The sequence below is a fragment of the Mycobacterium basiliense genome (assembly GCF_900292015.1).
Classification (GTDB): Bacteria; Actinomycetota; Actinomycetes; order Mycobacteriales; family Mycobacteriaceae; genus Mycobacterium; species Mycobacterium basiliense.
Genome location: NZ_LR130759.1, coordinates 3,958,884 through 3,978,464, shown reverse-complemented (window position 1 = coordinate 3,978,464; position 19,581 = coordinate 3,958,884). Strand labels below are relative to the sequence as shown.

Genomic DNA, 19,581 nt, shown 5'->3' with positions numbered 1-19,581 from the left:
CTTAGCGTGGCGGCTTGAGGCGTTCGTGGTAAGCCTCGATCCGTTCCAGCAGACTGCGGCCGGCCCGGATCGTCGAGCGGACCTCCTGCAGCAGCTTGGCGGGATGCTGCAGGTCCATGTCGTGCAGTCCCTCGTAGCGGTCGATGCCGAAGCCCACCGTCTGAATCCCAATTCCGAACGGCAGGGTCAGAGTTCGCAACGCGTCAAAGTTCTGGTACGGGACGAACGGCTGACCGGTCACCAGTAGGCAACTCGATTGCTGCATATCCAGTGTCCGCGCGGTAAAGGTGAAGGTATCCGCGGAGGTGGCGCGGCGGTTGTTCGGGTCCGGAGACGGTGCCTCGAGCAGGGTGATCGGCAGCCCGAGGTCATTGCTGTCTTCGCCGAAGCGCCAGAGTATCTGGCCCCGATGCGGGTCGCCGACCCGCTGCCGGCCATGGCGTACCACTTCGCGGGTATCGATCCCGAACGCGTCGGCCGCAGCGGCTGCCAGCAGCTCGAACTCGGTAGCCGCGCCGGGTGCACAGGACGCGACCGCGTCCTCTTCCGACGGCAAGAGTCGTCGAGAAGCGGCGGCCAAGACGATATGACCGACGCGAAGCTCGGCGGCCAAATCCCGCGCCCACCGGGCCCGAAGTAGGTTCGAGTAGCGTCCGGTTCCGATTACCAGGATGTAGTCGAATGTTGTTTGGGTGGGTGATGACTCATCGGTGAGGCCCAGCTGTTTCGCCAGTGTCGTGATCGTGTCCAGTTGCCCGTCCGACAGGTCCAGACGGGGGATCATCCACCGCGCTCCGCCGTCGGCATCCTGGCACTGCACCTGCTCCCCGCTCGGAGGTACCCTCGTCCGGCCCCGGTAATCCCATACCGTGCTGAACTCGTCCAAGCAGGCCAACCGGGCTGCCAGATTGTCGCGCCGCGGGAAAATTCCGCCGAACATCGCAACCAACTGCGCCAGGGCGTCATGCGCACTCCACGCGTCGACCTCGGCGCGCAGCGACGTTAACAAATCGCCATCGAATTCACCGCCACGCATCGACACCTCAGCCGGCTTGTTCACTTCAGATTCCTTGCTCCCTGAACACGCCACAACATCCCGCCGATGGAATGCACCTTTTCATCAGCCTAACTGTGGTGAACTGGGCCCAGACACGCTTTTTCCGGAGACCCCGAATCGCGGGCCTCACCGGGGAGACAGGACACCGCTGAACCCGTCTTGTTCGTAGGTGTACCGCGGCTGATCCTTCGCCCATTGGATATAGCGATCGATGCCGTCCCAGATACCGACTTCGGGCCGGAATCCGATGCTGGTAGCCCGGTCGATGTTGGCCGGAAAACAGGCGACTTCGCCGGCTCGTGCCTCGCGACGTGCGATTTTGGCGTCGAACTTGCCGGCGATGTACTCGACGATGTCCTTAACCCGGGTGTTTTTACCGCTCGCGAAATTAATCGCCTGTCCCCGAAGCTCGGTATTGTGCAACACCAGGTTGTAGGCATTGATGATATCGCTTACGTACAGATAATCGCGTGTCGCCGAACCATCGCCGAAGATCGTGAGGTCTTCGCCATTGATGGCCTGCCGGACGAGTCGTGGAATCAGCGCACCGAATCGCCCGGTTTTCTGGCGCACCCCGAAGATATTGAATGGCCGGACAATCGTGACGTCAACTCCATAGGAGCGGAAGTAGGAGTAGCACAGCCGATCGGCGGCCGCCTTGGAGGCGCCGTAGGGGCTGTTCGGTTTCAGTTCTGCTCGCTCGTCAAGAAGCTCGCCTTCCTGCAGATCGTGTCCGCCGCCATACACTTCGCAGGTTGACACGTAGATCAACCGGTTCTTGTAGCGCCGTACCGCCTCCAGTACCCGGTAGGTACCCATGACGTTGGTTTCGAGAAAGCTCTCCGGGTCGCCGAGAGACTGGTCGACGTTGATATTGGCGGCCAGATGAAAAACGACGTGGTGCTCGCGCACCGCCCGATGGACCGTTTCTCCATCGGTCACCGAACCCGAGATAAAGGCCGCCCGCTCGTGCGAACGGAAGTCATTTGTGTTTCGGATTGCGCTCTTCGATGACGTATTCAGGACGGTGACCCAATGCCCGTCGGCCAGGAGCGACTCGGATAGATGACTTCCCTGGAAGCCTGCGCCCCCCGTGACGAGTATTTCCATTTGATTCGCCCCTCGCGTGTCATCCTTAAGGCGTGAGCTTAATCGATGCTGGTGGCCAAGTCAGCGATCCGTTATCGATGGCCTACCGAACCCGAGATCACCGGCACGTACGCCGGCGGGAATGTGCCGGCGTCGAGGAAGGCCTTTTTGACCGGCTTACCCTCAACCGCCCCGGGCCGCGATCATCGCCGAACGATTTACCTTCGTGGCCGCCGTGCGTGGAATCTGGTCGACGAATTCGACCGTCTTGGGCACCTTGTACGACGCCAGCCGATTCTTGGCGTAGGCGATCACCTGCTGCTCGGTCAGCGGCGCCGCGGCTTGCACTACGGCGTGTACTCGACGTCCCCAGCGCGCGTCGGTGATACCTAGCACCACCACGTCGGCGATATCGGGATGCCCGGCCAGTGCGGACTCGACCTCTGCCGGAAAGACATTCGCACCGCCGGTGACGATCATGTCGACCCGGCGGTCGACGATGTAGAGGTAGCCGTCCTCGTCCAGATATCCGACATCGCCCGCGCTGCGAAAGCCGTCCACGGTCGACGGCAGCGGTGGGGCTCCACCCAGATAGCGGTATCCGGCGCTCATCGGAGCGCGTAGGTAGACGTCGCCGTGCTCGCCGGGTCCCAGCGGTCGCTGCCGGGAGTCCAGGATCTGGATCTCGGTGTCGCGGAAGCCACGACCAACGCTGCCCGGATGCGAAAGCCATTCGTCGCCGCGGAGCGCGGTCAGCCCGAGATTCTCGGTCATTCCGTAGGCGGTCACGATCTGTTCCGGACTGAGCAGGTCGAACCAGGTGTGCAGCAGCGACGGCGGCATCACGGCGGCGCCTTGCAGGATGAAGACGATGCTGGACAGGTCCCGCTGTCCGATGTCCGGCAGGGCCGCAATGCGCGCCAGCATCGTCGGCGTGGCGGTGAAATTGGTGACCCGAAACCGTTCGATCACGTCCACAACCAGGGCCGCATCGAACTTTTCGAGCACCACCAGGTGGTCGCCCGCCAACAGCATGAGAAACGTGGCGAAACCGTTGGTGTGATACATCGGCGCCGGCACCATGATCGTCTGCGGCTGCACTACCGGTGTCCAGGACGACAAGAACGGCTCGCCGTGCTGGGGAGTCCACAGCGATGGCGCCAGATTGAGGATTACTTTGGGCACGCCGGTCGATCCGCTGCTGCAGATGCCATTGGCGGTGGGGGAAACGGCTGGGGGCAACGGGCTCTGGGACTCCGCTGCGGCGAGTGCCTCCAGCATCCAACGGCTTTGTTCGTCGATGATCACGGTGGGATCGATCACCGCCTGCACCCGGTCGCGCTCCCATTCGGGCAGATCCCAGTGCATGGGAATGGGAACCGCGCCGATCTTCCAGCACCCCAACGTGGCCAGTACCAGGTGCTGTGAGTTCGGAATCGCGAGGGCCACCAGGGAACCCACCTCCGCGCCGTTGCTGGCCAGTGCCCGCCCCCACTGGTTAGCCCGGGCATCGAGCTCACCGAAGGTCATCGAATGCATGCTTCCTTCGAGCCCCACTACGGTCACCGCCAAAGCGCCACGGCGCTCTTGCGAGAGCTCGTAAAGTTTGGTTCCGAACGGAATCCCGTCGGCGAGCGGATCGGGTGTCGCGTCGGAGGCGATCGGTTGGGTGCTCATGTCGAAACCGGATCGCTGAATAGGGTTTCCAGGGAGCCATCCGCGGCATTGGGTATCAGTCGCTGTGCGAGCGCTTCGGCACTCAGCGGCAACCGCAGGAGGGGTTGGCTGTGCCGGTCGAGCACGCTGATGTCGGATTCGTCGCAAAAGCCTAGAGCGCCGAGCAGTTGGTGGGACGTGCGAAGCACCTGCCGTGCGGTGTCGGCGGCCTTGAGCCGCAGCACCAGTGCGTCGGCCGAGCAAATCTGCGCCGGGACCGTTTCCGGTCGGCTTACGGTGTACTTGGCAAGTTCGCAAAGACCGCGTAGCGAGACCGACGCATCCGCGACGGCGAACCTGACGGCTTGGAAATCCGCGAGCGGTTTGCCGAACTGAACTCGCGATCTTACGTGCGCGGTGACGATGTCCAGCGACTGTCCCATCGCGCCCAGAATCCGCCATGATCCCAGCATCAGATGAAGGTTGATGTCGGCAGCGGGGACGGATCCGTCGGGTCCGTCCAACGCGGCCGGGACCAGGAAGGGACCCAGCTTGGCATTGGATCGAGATGCCGGCAGGGGGTGGTAGCGATTACCGTCCAGGTCGGCGGCGATCCAGGCGCCGGACAGATCGCCATGGTCGATGCGCGGGGCGTCGGGATTCACCAACGCCAGGCGGGCCCCGTCGATGGACAGCAGCTCCTCGACCAGTGGGTAGGGGAGGGCCACGGCTCCGGCGGCCTGGCAGAGCACGGCCGCGGCCAGTCGATCATCGGGGCCGGTTCGGACGTCGAGCTCGAAGGCGCCAACGTCGTTGAGGGCATCGCGTGCCGCCTGCCGAATGCCGTCGTCGGCCTCGGCTCGCAGTGCCGCCGGTGGCCCGCCCAGTTGTGCGAGCCGTTCGGCGGCAACAGTTCGAAATTCGGTAACATCTTGTGGTAGTTCGGTATTCACCGGTGGTCTCCCAAGACGTCGCGGGCCACCAACATTCGTTGTACCTCGATCGTGCCCGACGCCACGGTGGCCGCCTGTGCGTAGCGCCAATGATCCTCGATTGCACCGTGCAGTGCGGCGGTGCCGCCGCTATCCAATGCCGCCGGACCTAGTACGTCGAAGAGCAACTCGGCGACCTGTTGGTCGCATGTGGTGGTGGCGATGCGGGCGGCGCTGGCCGCCGCGCTCGCTGCCGGATCGTCCTGCAGCGATATCGCTCGATAGGCCAGCAGTCGAGCCACCCGCAAGTCGACGAGGGCGCGGACCCAGCGGACCCGAATGGATTCCGGCAAGCGATGCCAGTTGTCGCCGAGCTCGCCACGCATCCGGTCGAGCAGCGATTCACAGCGTGCATAACGGGCAATGCCGACACGTTCGAATGCCAGTGCCTCCCGCATGACTCGCCAGCCGTCGCCGGGCTCACCCAGCACATCATTCGGAAATGCCGGCACGCCGTCGAGGAACATCTCGTTGAGGTGGTGCGGTCCCAGCATCGACGGGATTGGACGGATCGTGAAACCTGGCCGATCCATTGGAATCAGAAACAGCGTGAGCCGTTTGGGCTTAGGAGCATCGGGATCGGTACACGCCGCGAGCACGCACCACGACGCCATCTGAGCATACGACGTCCATACCTTCTGACCGGTGATACGCCAACTTGTGCCGTCGGGGCCATCCGGCACCGCCCGGGTGCGCAGCGACGCGAGATCACTTCCCGCCTCCGGTTCGGAAAATCCTTGACACCAAATCACTTCACCGGCCGCAATGGCCGCTAGGTGCCTGGCTTTCTGCTCGGGGGTTCCGTAGCGCATCAGCGCGGGGCCGACCCAGTTGATTCCCATGTATTGTGGTCCGCGCGGCTCGTGGTGGGCCCACATCTCCTCCCGCAGCACGGTCTGCTGCCAGACCGAACCACCGCCGCCGCCATGCTCTTTGGGCCAGGACAGTGCCAGCAGTCCCTCGGCGGCCAGCATCTTGCAGAAGGATTCGGTGGTGGCCAGGTCTTGGGGATCGTCAGTGCAGGCTCCCAGGAAGTCCGCGGGTACGTGATGTGCGATCAATTGCCGCAACCGGGTGCGTACTTCTCCCGCGTCGCTGCCGAGGTCGTAGTCCATCCCGGTCATCCTTTCGGCAGTCCGAGCAGCCGCTCGGCGATGATGTTGCGCTGGACCTCGGATGTTCCACCGTAGATGGTCGCGGCCAGTGCATCTTGGCGTTCAAACAGCAGCGCCGGATCAGCGGCCGAGGTCGGACCGGCGGCCGAGGCGCTCAAGTCCCAAACACGTTGCAAAGTAACCGATCCGAGCAACTTCAAGATGTTCGCCTCGGGGCTGGCGCGGCCCGCGAGTTCGTTTGCCAGCGAGCGGTATCCGGTGGCCCGGAGCGCTTCGGCGTCGGCGAGCAGCGAGCCCAATTCGGTGTAGATGTGTTCGTCGCTGGTGCCCTGCATTGAGGCGAGCCCGCGTTTGATCTCGACCCAGTTCATGATCCAGATCATTTGGCGTTCATGGTGCAGCGACGACAGCGCGACGTTCCACCCGCCGTGGTGGGGGCCCAACAGGTTGTCGGCCGGCACCTCGACGTCCTCGAGGAAGACTTCGCAAAACGTTTCGTCGGAGGTCGTAGCCATCCGAATTGGTTCGATCCGCACTCCGGGTGAGCGCAGGTCGAGGATGAGGCAGGAGATGCCGCGGTGTTTCGGCGCATCGGGATCGGTGCGGGCATATAGGGTGCACCAACGTGACTCGTGGGCCTGGGTGGTCCATATCTTGTGGCCGTTGACCCGGAATATCTCGCCGTCACGTTCGGCGCGAGTGCGCAGGCTGGCGAAGTCCGATCCGGCTTCAGGTTCCGACATGCCCAGCGCCCACCACTCGTCGCCCCGTAGCAGGGGCACCAGCAGCCGATCGATCTGCTCCGGGGTGCCGAACTGACGGATACCGGGCGCGGCGACGTTGGGTCCGGCGATATTGGGCAGCTTGGGCGCGGACCGCAACGCGGCCTCGATTCGAATCCCCATGGCGGAGCGCAAACCCAGCGATCGACCGCCATGCTCGTGCGTCCAGGTCGGTTGTATCCATCCGGCATCGAAGGCGGCCCGTTGGTAGTCGCACCGCAACGGAATATCCCAGCGGTAATCCTGATATCGCTCGTAATAGTCGTCGGGCAGGAAATCGGTTAGCCACTCGACGAATTCAGCGACTATCGGTGCGGGCGCGGTCATGCCGCACCGCTGGCAAAGCGCCGGCCCACTTGGTGGAAAAGCGCACGGCTATCGCCCAGCATCGCCGCGCCCTGCCAGGCGTGCCGGACATAGAGGTGGATGTCGTGTTCCCAGGTCTGAGCCAGGGCCCCGTGTACCTGCACCGCGGTCCGTACACACTTGTCGGCGGCCTCGCCGGCGGCCGCCTTCGCCATGGCGGCGGTGGTCCAGTCCGGATGGGCCGCGGCCGCATAGGTGAGGCCGCGGGCGCGCTCCAGGCTGACGTAGTTGTCGGCCAACACGTGTTTGATTCCTTGGAAGGCGCCGATCGCACTGCCGAACTGACGCCGCGATTTCGCGTGTTCGACGGATCGGTGCAGGGCGGCGCTGGCCACGCCGACCAGGTCGGCCGCGGCGGCAATCAGCGGCGCGGTAAGTGCCGATTCGAGGGTTGCCAGCGGCGCGAGGGCGATGGGGGCTGTGTCGAGCTCGACGTCGGCGAGAGGTTGCGCCGGGTCGGTCGACTCGCCGGGCAGGATCCGTGCGCCGTCGCCGCAGGGAGCGACGGCGGCCACCAGCCCGCTATCGGAGCTCGCCAGTGTGACCACGAGTTCGGCGCGCACCAGATTGGGCACCGCAACGGCGCGTCCGCGCAGGCGTCCATCCCGCAACGTCATCGGTGGCCGCGGTAGCCGATACCCGGGCGAGTGGACGGCCAGGGTAGCCACGACACCGCCGGCGATCTCGGTCAGCACGTCGTGAGCCGTCGGGCCGCAGTCCCGCAGTACGCCGGCGGCCAGACCAACGCTGCTCAGCAACGGGATAGGGGCGACGGCCGCGCCGCACTCTTCGAGGACCAGGACCAGCTCCATAAGGCCGAAATCGCCATTGGAATCAGCCGCGGCAAGCTCAGTCCAACCGAGATCGACCGCGGTTTTCCACAGCGCGCGCCAGCGCTCTGGATCGGTCAGGGCTTGCCGGGCAACGTCCGGTGGACTCTCGGCGCGCAGGATGTCGCGCACGGTGCAACGCAGCGCCAGCTGTTCCGAGGTCAAACCGACATCCATAATACCCCTAACATAATAAAAATAGTAAACTAGGCAGCCCCGCGCAATCGAGTAGGCGGCGGACAGACACCCAAGGTGGTTTGCATGGTCGAGTGGTATCTGTTCTTGCCGCAGGTGCGGTTTCCGGTCGCCGACTTCGTCGAGCGAGCGTTGCGTGCCGAGGCCAATGGGTTCGACGGTGTGGCGTTCATCGATCATCTCGAGGCTCCCGGCCAGCCTGATGAAAACATCTGGGAGGCAATGAGCATCGCCACCTGGGTGGCGGCCAAGACGCGGAGGTTGCGCGTCGGCCATTTGGTGCTGTGTGACGCGTTTCGTCATCCGGCCGTGCTCGCCAAACAGGCGCTTACCCTCTCGGCGGCATCCGGTGGCAGGTTTGATCTTGGCATCGGTTCGGGATCGTGGCCGGCGGAGTTCGCCAGATTCGATGTGGGTCTACACGATCCGCTGGCTCGAGTCGAGCAACTCGACCGGCATCTGGCGTTGATCCGGCAATACTGGAGCGATAGCGGGAATGGCCAATTGCCCACAGCACGGCATCCCATACCGTTGGTGGTGGGTGGCAGTGCACGTCGGATCATGGAATTGGTTCGTAAATACGCGGATTGGTGGAATCTGCCGGCCAACCACATCGGTCGGTTCTCCAGGCTGGCCCAGGAAGCGGGATCGGCCCGGATATCGGTTCAGCAGATGGTGGGCTTTGTCGGTGCCGGCCGCGATCCGAGCGTTGTGCGTGCGGTCAGCACCCGAAGGTTCGGTTACCTGGGACCCGGGCTCGTCTGCGGCGATGCCGACGCGTTGATTGGGCACTTCGCCGCCTTAGCTACACAGCGTGTCGAGCGCTTCTATATTTGGTTCGCCGATTTCGCCGCTGCGGATACCCTGACCGAGTTCGGCGAGTCGGTGATCAAGGCCTTCCCGGATCCTTGATTGAGCGCCGGCGCGCTTCGTCGGGTACCACGGCAGGGCGCGAGAAAGGGCCCCGCTCGACGGCGCTGAGCCGGATCTCGGGCAAATCGACAGCTGGGTCGACGGTGTCGAGCCAGGCGACCGTGGCGGCGACGTCGGAGACCTTGATGGCAAACATTTCGAAGGGAACCTTCTGCAGCATATCGGTTTCCACGGGACCCGGCGTGACAACGTGAACGTTGATACCGTCCCGGTCGACTTCGAGCGCCAGTGCGCGGGCGAACGCGTTCATGCCGGCTTTTGCGGCCGAGTATGCGGTGCGGGCCGGCATCGGTTCGTGTGCCGCCGAGGACGAAATGAACACCAGCCGCGAACCCGCACCCATTCGTGGTAGCACCGCGGAGGTCACCACAAAACAGGAGTCGAGATTGGCCGAGATGATCGCGCGCCACTGCTCGAATGTCTGCTTGCGAGCGTAGGTTCCGCCCAGCGCTCCGGCCGCGTGGACGACAAGGTCGATTCTGTCGAGCTGGCTCATCGCCGTGGAGAATCCAATTGGATCAGCTACATCGGCGACCATGTATCGGGCGCCCAGCCGTGCGGCAGCCTCGCGCAGTGGTTCTTCGCGTCGTGCCACGAGTACCACGTCATAGTCGAGCTCACAGAGCTTGCCGGCGCAGGCCTTTCCAATTCCACCGCTACCGCCGGTGACCAACGCGGTTCGCAAGAGCTTCGGTCGATTCAGGGACGGCGCATGTCGCGCTGGCGTGACAACGCCTGGGGCGAAAGCGCATGGATCCGTTGTTCGGCTCGACCCGACAGGACATAGGTCTGGGTATCGGCGAGATGGCGGCCGGCGATGCGCCGGGCCCGGTCGACGTCGCCGTCGGCAATCGTCTCGGCCAGCTTGATGTGTGTGGTGAGCACCGCGCGGCGCTTGGCCAGCGACGGGTAGGTGCCACGAGCCGCGTTCTCGTCGGCCCATTGTTGTTCGTGGCTGGTCCACAGCGTCTCCAACGTGCCGACAACCGCGATAATCGTGTGGTTCCCGCACCCACGGACGATGAGATCGTGGAATTGGCGCCCGATTTCGGTGAACATGCGACCGTCATCGAGGTTCTCGGCCATGGCGTCGTTGATCCGCTTGAGCTCGGGCACCAAGGTGTCGGCGCGGTCGGGACGCTGGGCCGCCAAGGCGGCACAGGCGGGCTCGAGTTCCTGTAGCGCGGTTCCCAAATCGCTGACGGCAACCGACTCGCTTTGCAACAGCAGGCCGAGCATGTAGGCGGCGCTGGTCTTGGCGGGCGCGTGCACGACGGCGCCGCCACGGTTGCCGCGCCGGACCGACACCAATCCTTCGGTCTCCAAGATCCGCAACGCCTCGCGTAGTGACACCAGACTGACGTTGAACTGTTCGACCAGCAATTCTTGCCGCGGCAGCAAATCGCCGTCGGCGAGTTCGCCGTCGATAATCTGCCGGCGCAACTCATCGGCTACGATTTCGGCGATCCTCGGCGCCGACAACCTGCGTCGGGCATCGGGGCCAACTCCCAGGGCGGTCATCCGGTCCTCGCATACAGGCAACAGGGGAGAGCCGCGGTGGCTGGGGCCCGCGAACTCGATTTGCTTAGCTATCTTAGCAGTAATGGCATAGATAGAACTATGCTCGGCAGCGTGAGTCATGGTTCTGACCGGCGGCCAACCCCGATCGAACAGTTGCGTGTGGTCGAGATCAGTGACCGCATAGCCGGCAGTTACTGCGCCAAGTTGCTCGTTGATGCTGGCGCTCAGGTACGTAAAATCGAACCGCCGCAAGGGGATCCGTTGCGGCGGTACTCGGCGAGCTGTTCACCGCCGCCCGAGGGCGCGCCCGCAGCGCCGCTGTACTGCTATCTCAACGCGGGCAAGCAAAGTCTGACGCTGACTCCGGATTCCGAGCGGTATCGGGCCGAACTCGCCGCCGCCGACGTGCTAATCGTTACCGGCGGCCGGTCACAAGCGGCGGAGGTGGGTATCGAACCCCGCCAACTACTGGCCGCATCGCCGCGCGCGGTCGTGGTCACCATTTCGGACTTCGGCTGGCATGGTCCATTTGCCGATCGTGCCGCCAGTGAGTTCACCCTGCAGGCGTGGGCGGGTTCGCCCGGGTTTCGCGGTGATCCCGCCGGGCCGCCCATCTCCATCGGCGGGGACGTGGGGGAGTACATGGGTGGTGTGTTCGCCGCCTTCGGTGTGCTGGCCGTGCGTCACCGCGTGGAACAGGGCGGTGCTGGCGAGCATCTTGATCTATCCATGCTCGAGGCGATGGCGTTGATGCAAAGCAGCGAATGGCTACATTCACAGCTGCTGCAGGTGCCGCCGGTCCGTCGCACCCTGGAAGTGCCCTCGATCGAACCCGCCAAGGATGGCTACGTCGGGATCACCATGGTCACCGGCCAGCAGTGGCTCGACTTCACCGCGATGGTCGAATGCCCGCAGCTGGAAGACATTCCCCAGCTGCGATTTCAGATTGGCCGATGGGAATACCGCGACCTGATCCGGGAATCGATCCGTCCTTGGATTGCCGAGCGGACCGTCGAGGAGATCGTCGCGCTGGGACAATTGTTCCGGCTACCGATCGCGGCGTTGGGTAACGGCGCCAGCATCGGCGGCATGGACTACATGGTGCAGCGCGGGGTGTTCATCGACAACCCCGCCGGCTTTCACCAACCGCGCCCACCGTGGTTGATGTCGCGGTGTGCGCCGGCTTCGGTGGGAGTCACCACTCGGATCGGCGCCGACAACGACACGCCGGCGGGGCGCGGGGCCGAACCAGAGCCGTTCCCGGCTCCGGCGGGTCTGCCGCTGGAGGGCGTTCGGATTGTAGATTTGACCGCGTTCTGGGCCGGGCCGGCCGCCACCCACCTGCTGGCCGCCTTCGGCGCCGACGTCGTCAAGATCGAATCGATCCAACGTCCCGATGGCATTCGATACTCGGGCGGCATGCGCACCGACGTGGACGACTGGTGGGAATACGGCTGGGTATTCCACGCGATGAACACCAACAAGCGTTCGGTGACACTGGATTTAGGCTCGCCCGAGGGACGTAAGCTGTTCCTTTCGCTGGCGGCTGGGTCGGACGTGGTGATCGAGAACTTCTCGCCGCGGGTGATGGACCACTTCGGGCTCACCGCCGCGAAGTTGCTCGAGGTGAATCCCGAACTCGTCGTCGCACGAATGCCGGCCTTCGGGTTGGAAGGTCCGTGGCGCGATCGGGTCGGATTCGCGCCGACCATGGAGCAGATCGGTGGTCTTACCTGGGTGACCGGGCTGCCGGAGGACCCGCCGGTAACGCCGCGCGGGGCATGTGATCCGCTGGCGGGTGTGCACGCCGCATTCGCGGTGTTGGCCGCGTTGCACTTCGCCCGTCGCACCGGGGTAGGTCAGCAGGTGGAGCTGCCGATGGTCGAAAGCGTGCTGAACACCACCGCAATACAGCCGATCGAATTCGAGGTTTACGCAATCACGCTGGACCGCAGGGGTAATCGTGGCCACGGTGGTGCGCTACAGAATCTCTATCGGTGTGCTGGCGACGGCGATAATTGGATTGCGATCAGCGTGTGTGACGATCGGCAGTGGTCGGCGCTGGTGGGGCTGATGGGCCGGCCGTCCTGGTGTGATGACGGGTTGTCGACCATCGAAGGGCGGCGAGAACGGGCCGACGAGATTGACTGCTGGTTGCGCAATTGGTTCGCCGGTCAGCCGCTGGCATCGGTGCTTGAAGCGCTCGCCGATGCCGGCATTCCAGCCGGGCCAGTGGTATCGCCGTCGTTGGTGACCGAGAATCCTCAACTGCGCGAACGGGGATTCTTCGAGTCGCTGGTGCATCCGCGGGCCGGTGCCGCCCGCTATCCCACGCCGCCGTTCGCTCGATTGGCCGGCCAGCATGAATGGTTGCGCCGGCCGCCGCCGCTGCTTGGCGAGCACAATGCAGAGGTACTGCGTGAAAGGTGTGGGCTATCCGATGAAGAGCTCGCCCGGCTGGCGGCAACCGGGGTGATCGGGACCCGTCCCAAGGGGGCATGAAGACAGGGAGCAACTGATGCGGGTGATTGTCGACAAAAACATGTGTGAGGCCAACGGATTTTGCGAATCGCTGGCCCCCGACATCTTCGAACTTGGTGACCAGGACGTGGTCCAGATCGCCGAATGCCGGGTCCCGCCGGACCGCGAGATCGACGTGCGCGCGGCGGTTGAGCAGTGTCCTAAGGCCGCGCTGCGGATAGTGGACTGAGGACCGTTTCAGCGGGCCCTGACCGTGATCGCCATCTCGTTGTAGATTGACATGTTGGTGGTCAGATTCGGATGGGCCACTTTGGCCGGACCCAACGTGATGTCCGCGCACCGCGGCAACAGCTCGTCGAACACCGCGCGAAGTTCCGCCCGGGCCAACATGGCGCCCAAACAATGGTGTGGCCCACCACCGCCGAAAGCCACATGCGGGTTAGGTTGGCGGCCAACGTCAAAGGCGAACGGCGACTCGAAGACCTCCTCGTCGCGGTTGGCCGAGCGCAGCATCGACACCACCCGCTCGCCCTGGTGGATGTGTTGGCCGTCCAGGTCGAGGTCGACCTTGGCGGTGCGAGTCCAGTACGCCACCGGGGTGGCCCAGCGCAGCACCTCCTCCACCGCGGTGGGACGGAGCGCTTCTTCGTCGCGATACCGTTCGATCTGCTCAGGATTGGCGACGAACGCCTGTAGCCCGGTGGCCAACGCGTTCTTGGTGGTGTCACTGCCGGCGAAGGCCAGTACGAAGAAGAAGAACTCGAGTTCGTTAGCGGGCAAACTGAACTCGTCACCATCGTCGCCGGTGATCACCGCCGATGCCAACGTGCTCCAGATGTCGTCGGCGGGGTCCCGCCGCTTCCGCGCGGTCAGTTCCATCGCATAGGCAAAGATGGTGGCGTAGAGATCCACTTCTGCTTGACGGGTCCGCCGCGTTGCGGACGATTGGGCCGTGAGGATCTGATCGAACGAGTCGAAGATCGACGGTCGATCCGCCTCGGGTATGCCGAGGATGTCGCCGATGACTGTCATCGGGAGCGCATCGGCGACGTCGCGGATCCAGTCGCCGCCGCCCGCCGCCAGCAACCGATCGATCATCCGCGCCGCACGCGCCCGGATACCGTTTTCGAGCTTGGCAATCGATCGCGGCGTGAAGGCGCTGGCGATGAGCTTGCGGCGCTTGTTGAGTTCGGGTGGATCCATATTGATGATCGTCGGGTACGAGGTGAACATGTGGACCGGCTGGATCAGTGGACCGTCGACCGCGGTGAACGACTCGTAGTCTCGATGCAGACGCACGGCGTGCCGATGCTTGGTCGTTATCCAGAACTTGCGGTGAACGGATTTGGCAAAGCCGGGCGTGAAGTCGTGTCGAAAAAGCGGACTGGTTTGCCGCAACTCGGCAAAAAGCTCATCCGGAAAGCCGTTGCGCCACAGGGCGAGGTCGGAGAGGTCGACGGTGACAGATGCCATTGGCCACCCCGTTTCGTGCGGGCGTATTGGACGCCTGCGTTGACGTTCAATGTCTAAAATAGTAAAAATAGAGCTAGTCGTCGAACCGCGGTGATGCACGCGGCCCAAGTTGCCGCGCGGCCGCGTGGGAACGGAGACATCGTGACACATACCGCTTCGGACTCGGCTTCCAACTCGGCCGAAGATCCCGCGGAACGAGAATTCGTCTCGGCAGGTATTGCCCTGTCGTCCTACCGGTTTCCCACGGGCTGGTTCATTGTCGCGTTCGCATCCGATCTGGGCGTCGGTGAAGTCAGGCGTGCGCACTATTTCGGCGAGGAACTGGTGCTGTTCCGTACCGCGTCGGGCAAGGTCCATGCGCTCGACGCGTACTGCCAACATCTGGGCGCCAACCTGGGAGTCGGCGGCACCGTCGAAGGCGAACACATCGCTTGCCCCTGGCACGGCTGGCAGTGGCGGGGTGACGGGACCAATGCGCTAATCCCGTACAGCAAGATCGGCTGCAAGAACAACGTCCGCATCCGCACCTATCCCACGGTGCAGTGGTACGGCTTCATCTTGGTCTGGCACGAACGCCACGGGCGGGCACCATACTGGCATCCACCGGTCTTGCCGGAGTTGGAGACCGGCGAGTACTACCCGCTGCATCCACACACCCGGATGCTCAACCGGGTCAAGGTGCATCCGCAGATGATCATCGAAAACGCCGCGGACCCCTATCACGTCCAGTATGTGCACAAGGCAGCCAACCCGGCCCACACCGCCTCGTTCGAGGTTGCCGGCTACCACCTGCACGCGACCGTTAACGCCAACTTCGGCGGTGGGCGAGTCAAAACCTGGTTAACGCCAAACGGCCCGGTCGACGCCAAGATCATCTACGACAACTATTCGCTCGGACTGGGGATCGTCCGCTTCCCCAGCGAACTCGTAGCCACCGTCCAAGTCACCGGGCAGACACCGGTCGACGAGGACTACACCGACTACTTCTACACCCAGGCCTCGGTGCGGGAGCCGGGCGACACCGGCGACTTGCCCACCGGCCGGGCCGCCAAGTTCCTGGCGCTGCAGCAAGAGGTCATCAAACAGGACTTCTTCACCTGGGAGAACATGAAGTATCTGGAGAAGCCGAACTTGGCGCCCGAAGAGGCGCGTGACTATGCGGCCCTGCGACGCTGGGCGCACCGCTTCTATCCCGGCACCCAACCCGCGCCCGCCGACTTCGGCTACACCGCCAACGGCGAGCCCGACCCGGCCGCCGCGCGGGCTTGATGAAGCCCGACCGGGCGGGACCGTTGTGCCCCTCGGATTTCGGGGTCAAACGTTTCACCGTGCCGGGCGTGCTGGTTTCGATGCTGCAGAAGCTGCCGCACGATCAACGCGACGCCGAGCTGCCGCTGCGGTTCATCTCGGCCGCACCCATCGACGCGCCCACTCCTATCGTGTCATCGAACAGCGCTACCACTGTCGCGTCGTCACGATGTATGGGATGACCGAAGCATTTCCGCTCGCGATCAGCGGCGTTGCCGACGACGGGGTTCCCGGAACCTCGGGACGGCCCGATCCGAACTTCGACGTGCGCATTTGTCGACGCCAATGGCGCCGAACTACCGGCGGGAATGGTGGGGGAGATCGCCTGTCGGCCCAGATATCCACACGTGACGAGCGAGGGATACCTCAGCACACTACCGGCGTCGGATTGGCACATTGCTCCGCACCAGGAGTGGTTTCGCACCGGTGACCTGGGTAGATTCGATAGCGATCAGAACTTGACGTATGTGGACCGCATCAAGGATTCGTTGCGACGACGGGGCGAGAACGTTTCCTCGGTGGAAATCGAGGCCGTCGTCGTCAGTCCTCCGGCGGTACTGGATGCCGCGATCATCGGCGTCCCCAGTGACCTCGGTGAAGACGACATCTTGCTGATCGTGACGTTGCGACCTGGTGCCGCAATGCATTGCGTCGAATGCTCGATTTCTGCGCTGCCCGCATGCCCTACTTCTGTGTCCCGCGCTATGTCGAGGCTGTCGACGAACTTCCGAAGAACGCCGTGGGACGAATACGTAAAGATTTGTTGCGTACCAGGGAATTGCATCCGGCCGCTTGGGACCGGGAGAAAAATGGCTACGTCGTCGCTAAGGTCGTCGCTAAGTGAGTTAGGTTACTGTTACGTCATTCGGTTCCCGTTGTTTCCTCCCGAATCTGGCTGGAGATCAAGATGACCATGTCCTATCAGGAACAACAGCTGTTGCAGGCGGCGATCGGCCGTGCCGCCATTCTAGATCTGACCGCTCGGCACAACCGTGCCTACTCCGATGGCGACCGCGACGAATGGATCGCTACTTTCCGCCATTCCGGGGCCACCTACCTTCGTGATGGTGAGGCCTTCACCGATCTGCGCAGCGCGTTCGACGGCGGTGACGGGCAACGCCTGGTTACCCTCGACCATGAGATCCGGGTGGACGGGGTGAACGCGACCCAGCGCTGCGTGGCGGTGCTATTCGCCGAGGTGCACGGCGAGGTCGGGCTCCGAGCGACGGGGACCTTTCGTGATCAGCTGGTCTATGAGCGTGGCGGCTGGTACTTCACTTCCCGTGCACTGGAATGGGATTCGGTACCAAGCCGGCACCCACTCGTAATGTAGGTGACCGGACTCGGGTTGCCAGGTGAGCTACCAACTGTCTTTCGGTACCTATGACGATGCGCTGCGGATGGTGGGCACGGCGAGTACGCCGCGAACCGCGGCGACCGTCGTCGGCGGTGGCCGTATCCAACTGTTCGCCGCCATGGTCCATGACGGCAATCGTTCGTATTGGGACGTCGACTACGCCCGCGAACAGTGGGGTGGTCTGCTGGCACCACCAGCGTCGTTGATGAGCTGGTTGATACCGCCACCGTGGCGGCCGGGTGAGCGGGCCCCAACGTCATTGGCACTGCGGGTGCCATTGCCGGGAACGTCATTTGTCAACGCCGCCAACGATGTTGAGTTTCTGGAACCGATCGTCGAGGGTGATCGGCTCGCCGTCATCGAGGAACTGGTGTCGGTGTCTCCGGAAAAGCGGACCCGGCTCGGGATGGGACATTTTGTGGAGACACTGGAGACCTACCGTCGCCAGGATGGCGCGGTGGTCGCTAGATCGCGAAATACCTTGTTTCGGTTCACCCCCGAGGCTTCATCGTGACAGATTCCGATCGGCGGTGGAGCGAGATCAACGTTCCACTTGACCTGCCCGAGGTTGTCGATGAGATCAGTTACCAGCGGGTGGTGCAAAACGCGGGAGCGACGTGGGACTATTTTCCGGGCCATTTCGATCCGGTTTACGCGCAACGTCAGGGGCATCCGACGATCTTCGTCAACACCATGCACCTTGCCGGTTTCGCCGATCGGATGGCGACGGACTGGGCGGGCCCGGGCAGCCGGGTGGTGCGTCGATCGATGCGGTTGACGGGTTCGATCTATGCCGGAGACACCATGGTCGGCCGCGGTCGGGTGTTGGCGAAGCGATGTGACACCAGCACCGAGTGGCCCCGCTACCTTGTCGACCTTCACATCGACGTATCCAATCAGCACGGCGCGTTGTGCTGTCCGGTCGATATCACCGTGCAGCTTCCCGAAAGTCCGTAAGCGGAGGCATCTTTCCTTTGCACAGCACCGATTGCAGCTCGACGTACTCGGCCAGTCCCTCCGGCCCGAATTCGCGGCCGATGCCCGATTGTTTGAATCCGCCGAACGGTGCGCTGATGTCGAGCGTGTACATGTTGATGCCGTAGGTGCCGGTGCGCACGCCCGCGGCGATCTCCAGGCCGTGCGCGGTGTCGGCGGTCCACACCGAACCCGCCAGGCCGTAGTCGCTGTCGTTGGCGATCCGGATCGCGTCGGCCTCGTCGGTATAGGTAAGGACCGTCAGCACCGGTCCGAATATTTCCTCCCGGGCGATGCGCATGTCGTTGACGGCGCCGGTGAACAGCGTGGGCCGCACGTACCAGCCGCGCTCGGTCGGGCTGTCCTCGCCGCCCAGTACGAGCCGTGCGCCGTCCTTCAGACCGGAGCGGATGTAGTCCTGGACCCGATGCTGTTGTCGTTGTGCCACAAGAGGTCCGATGTCGGTCTTTTCATCGGCGGGATCGCCGACCTGTAGCGCGGACATCATGTCGGCCAGCGCGTCGACGACGTCGTCGTGTCGACGTTCGCTGACCAGGATCCGAGTCTGAGCGACACAAGCCTGGCCATTGTTCATCAGGGCGGCCGTCTTCAGTCCGCCGACGGTTTTCTCGATGTCGGCATCGTCGAGGATGATGGCCGCGGACTTGCCGCCCAGCTCGAGGCCTACTCGTTTCAGCTGCTCTCCGCATAGGGCGGCGATGCGGCGGCCCGTGGAGCTAGAGCCGGTGAACGCGATCTTGTCTACCCCAGGGTGCCGAACCAGCGCCTCACCGATTGCCGGTCCGCCCGGCAGCACCGATACCACGCCTTGCGGTAATTCGATTTGCTCGATCATTTCGGCCAACCACAATGCATCCAAGGGTGTTTCGGGAGCCGGTTTGATGACGACGGTGCAGCCGGCGATGAGCGCGGGTATCAGCTTGGGCATGATCAGAAACTGCGGTACGTTCCACGGCACGATCGCCCCAACCACGCCGACGGGGGCGCGCCGCAGATGTGTTTCACCGAGCACACCCTGGCGGCGCTCCACCCAGGGGAAGGTCTGGGCGGCCGCCAGGGTCAGGTGGATCAGCGATGCCGCTCCTGCTGCTTGCCCCAGTCTGCTGAAACTGCGCGGCGAACCCATTTCCGCAGTGATCAGATCCGCCATATCATCCAGGTGGCGCGCGTAGATGGCGGCCAGTTCCTCGACCTTGCGCATCCGCTCCTGAGGTTCCCACCGCGGCCAAGGGCCATGGTCGAAGGCCTGCCGCGCGGCGTCGACTGCCATCTCGACATCACCGGGACCGGCGGCCGGTGCGTGGCCGATGGACTCCTCCGAGTGCGGTGAAATGACGTTAAGCCGCTCTGACGTAGCGGGTTTGCGCCAGCGCCCGCCGATGAATAGATCGTCGTAGCAACGATGTGCAGAGTTGTCCGTCATCGGGGCA

The 19,581-nt window shown here is 63.8% G+C and carries 18 protein-coding genes and 1 pseudogene; 8 read left to right on the top strand and 11 right to left on the bottom strand.

Annotation, left to right across the window (positions count from 1 at the left end):
* Nucleotide 1 precedes the first annotated feature (1 nt).
* The 7 genes from MB901379_RS16670 to MB901379_RS16640 form a co-directional block, all read right to left on the bottom strand.
* The gene (locus MB901379_RS16670) at nt 2-1,036 is read right to left on the bottom strand and encodes a hypothetical protein (protein ID WP_232022140.1); all 1,035 of its coding nucleotides are present in this window, start codon (nt 1,034-1,036) and stop codon (nt 2-4) included.
* A gap of 147 nt (nt 1,037-1,183) precedes the next feature.
* Nucleotides 1,184-2,167: an NAD-dependent epimerase/dehydratase family protein gene (locus MB901379_RS16665; protein WP_158017638.1), complete on the bottom strand. Its 984-nt coding sequence runs from the start codon at nt 2,165-2,167 to the stop codon at nt 1,184-1,186.
* Nucleotides 2,168-2,329: 162 nt separating this feature from the next.
* Nucleotides 2,330-3,823 carry a class I adenylate-forming enzyme family protein gene (locus tag MB901379_RS16660; protein ID WP_158017637.1) on the bottom strand — a complete coding sequence of 498 codons (1,494 nt, stop codon included), beginning with the start codon at nt 3,821-3,823 and terminating at the stop codon, nt 2,330-2,332.
* The gene (locus tag MB901379_RS16655) at nt 3,820-4,755 is read right to left on the bottom strand and encodes an acyl-CoA dehydrogenase family protein (RefSeq protein WP_158017636.1); all 936 of its coding nucleotides are present in this window, start codon (nt 4,753-4,755) and stop codon (nt 3,820-3,822) included. The genes MB901379_RS16660 and MB901379_RS16655 overlap by 4 nt, the downstream gene beginning before the upstream one ends.
* The gene (locus MB901379_RS16650; RefSeq protein WP_174237037.1) at nt 4,752-5,918 is read right to left on the bottom strand and encodes an acyl-CoA dehydrogenase family protein; all 1,167 of its coding nucleotides are present in this window, start codon (nt 5,916-5,918) and stop codon (nt 4,752-4,754) included. The genes MB901379_RS16655 and MB901379_RS16650 overlap by 4 nt, the downstream gene beginning before the upstream one ends.
* Complete coding sequence (locus tag MB901379_RS16645) at nt 5,915-7,018, bottom strand: acyl-CoA dehydrogenase family protein (protein ID WP_158017634.1); 1,104 nt, start codon at nt 7,016-7,018, stop codon at nt 5,915-5,917. The genes MB901379_RS16650 and MB901379_RS16645 overlap by 4 nt, the downstream gene beginning before the upstream one ends.
* Entirely contained in the window at nt 7,015-8,064 is a 1,050-nt protein-coding gene (locus MB901379_RS16640) for an acyl-CoA dehydrogenase family protein (protein ID WP_158017633.1), read from the bottom strand. Before MB901379_RS16640 ends, MB901379_RS16645 begins: the two co-directional genes overlap by 4 nt.
* A gap of 84 nt (nt 8,065-8,148) precedes the next feature.
* On the opposite strand from MB901379_RS16640, the gene MB901379_RS16635 reads away from it, so the two are divergent.
* The gene (locus tag MB901379_RS16635; RefSeq protein ID WP_158017632.1) at nt 8,149-8,994 is read left to right on the top strand and encodes an LLM class flavin-dependent oxidoreductase; all 846 of its coding nucleotides are present in this window, start codon (nt 8,149-8,151) and stop codon (nt 8,992-8,994) included.
* On the opposite strand, the gene MB901379_RS16630 is transcribed toward MB901379_RS16635, so the two are convergent.
* Entirely contained in the window at nt 8,972-9,700 is a 729-nt protein-coding gene (locus MB901379_RS16630; RefSeq protein WP_158017631.1) for an SDR family NAD(P)-dependent oxidoreductase, read from the bottom strand. The two genes, MB901379_RS16635 and MB901379_RS16630, sit on opposite strands and share 23 nt — an antisense overlap.
* A gap of 14 nt (nt 9,701-9,714) precedes the next feature.
* Nucleotides 9,715-10,536 carry a FadR/GntR family transcriptional regulator gene (locus tag MB901379_RS16625; protein ID WP_158017630.1) on the bottom strand — a complete coding sequence of 274 codons (822 nt, stop codon included), beginning with the start codon at nt 10,534-10,536 and terminating at the stop codon, nt 9,715-9,717.
* Nucleotides 10,537-10,635: 99 nt separating this feature from the next.
* On the opposite strand from MB901379_RS16625, the gene MB901379_RS16620 reads away from it, so the two are divergent.
* The gene (locus tag MB901379_RS16620; RefSeq protein ID WP_158017629.1) at nt 10,636-13,038 is read left to right on the top strand and encodes a CaiB/BaiF CoA-transferase family protein; all 2,403 of its coding nucleotides are present in this window, start codon (nt 10,636-10,638) and stop codon (nt 13,036-13,038) included.
* Nucleotides 13,039-13,054: 16 nt separating this feature from the next.
* Entirely contained in the window at nt 13,055-13,246 is a 192-nt protein-coding gene (locus MB901379_RS16615) for a ferredoxin (RefSeq protein ID WP_158017628.1), read from the top strand.
* Nucleotides 13,247-13,254: 8 nt separating this feature from the next.
* Here MB901379_RS16615 and MB901379_RS16610 read toward each other — a convergent pair whose 3' ends face one another.
* On the bottom strand, nt 13,255-14,490 hold the full coding sequence (locus MB901379_RS16610) for a cytochrome P450 (protein WP_158017627.1): 1,236 nt from the start codon (nt 14,488-14,490) through the stop codon (nt 13,255-13,257).
* A gap of 141 nt (nt 14,491-14,631) precedes the next feature.
* On the opposite strand from MB901379_RS16610, the gene MB901379_RS16605 reads away from it, so the two are divergent.
* From MB901379_RS16605 to MB901379_RS16585, 5 genes and pseudogenes are all read left to right on the top strand, one after another.
* Complete coding sequence (locus tag MB901379_RS16605; protein ID WP_158017626.1) at nt 14,632-15,759, top strand: aromatic ring-hydroxylating oxygenase subunit alpha; 1,128 nt, start codon at nt 14,632-14,634, stop codon at nt 15,757-15,759.
* Between the two features lie 65 nt (nt 15,760-15,824).
* A pseudogene (locus MB901379_RS16600) lies at nt 15,825-16,642 on the top strand (AMP-binding protein); the annotation flags it as partial.
* 63 nt (nt 16,643-16,705) lie between these two features.
* Nucleotides 16,706-17,131: a nuclear transport factor 2 family protein gene (locus MB901379_RS16595; protein ID WP_158017625.1), complete on the top strand. Its 426-nt coding sequence runs from the start codon at nt 16,706-16,708 to the stop codon at nt 17,129-17,131.
* A 67-nt stretch (nt 17,132-17,198) separates the two neighbouring features.
* Entirely contained in the window at nt 17,199-17,669 is a 471-nt protein-coding gene (locus MB901379_RS16590; RefSeq protein WP_158019255.1) for an FAS1-like dehydratase domain-containing protein, read from the top strand.
* The gene (locus tag MB901379_RS16585; protein WP_158017624.1) at nt 17,666-18,112 is read left to right on the top strand and encodes a MaoC family dehydratase; all 447 of its coding nucleotides are present in this window, start codon (nt 17,666-17,668) and stop codon (nt 18,110-18,112) included. The genes MB901379_RS16590 and MB901379_RS16585 overlap by 4 nt, the downstream gene beginning before the upstream one ends.
* On the opposite strand, the gene MB901379_RS16580 is transcribed toward MB901379_RS16585, so the two are convergent.
* Nucleotides 18,084-19,574, bottom strand: coding sequence for an aldehyde dehydrogenase (locus tag MB901379_RS16580; RefSeq protein WP_158017623.1), 1,491 nt, complete (start codon nt 19,572-19,574; stop codon nt 18,084-18,086). The two genes, MB901379_RS16585 and MB901379_RS16580, sit on opposite strands and share 29 nt — an antisense overlap.
* Nucleotides 19,575-19,581 lie beyond the last annotated feature (7 nt).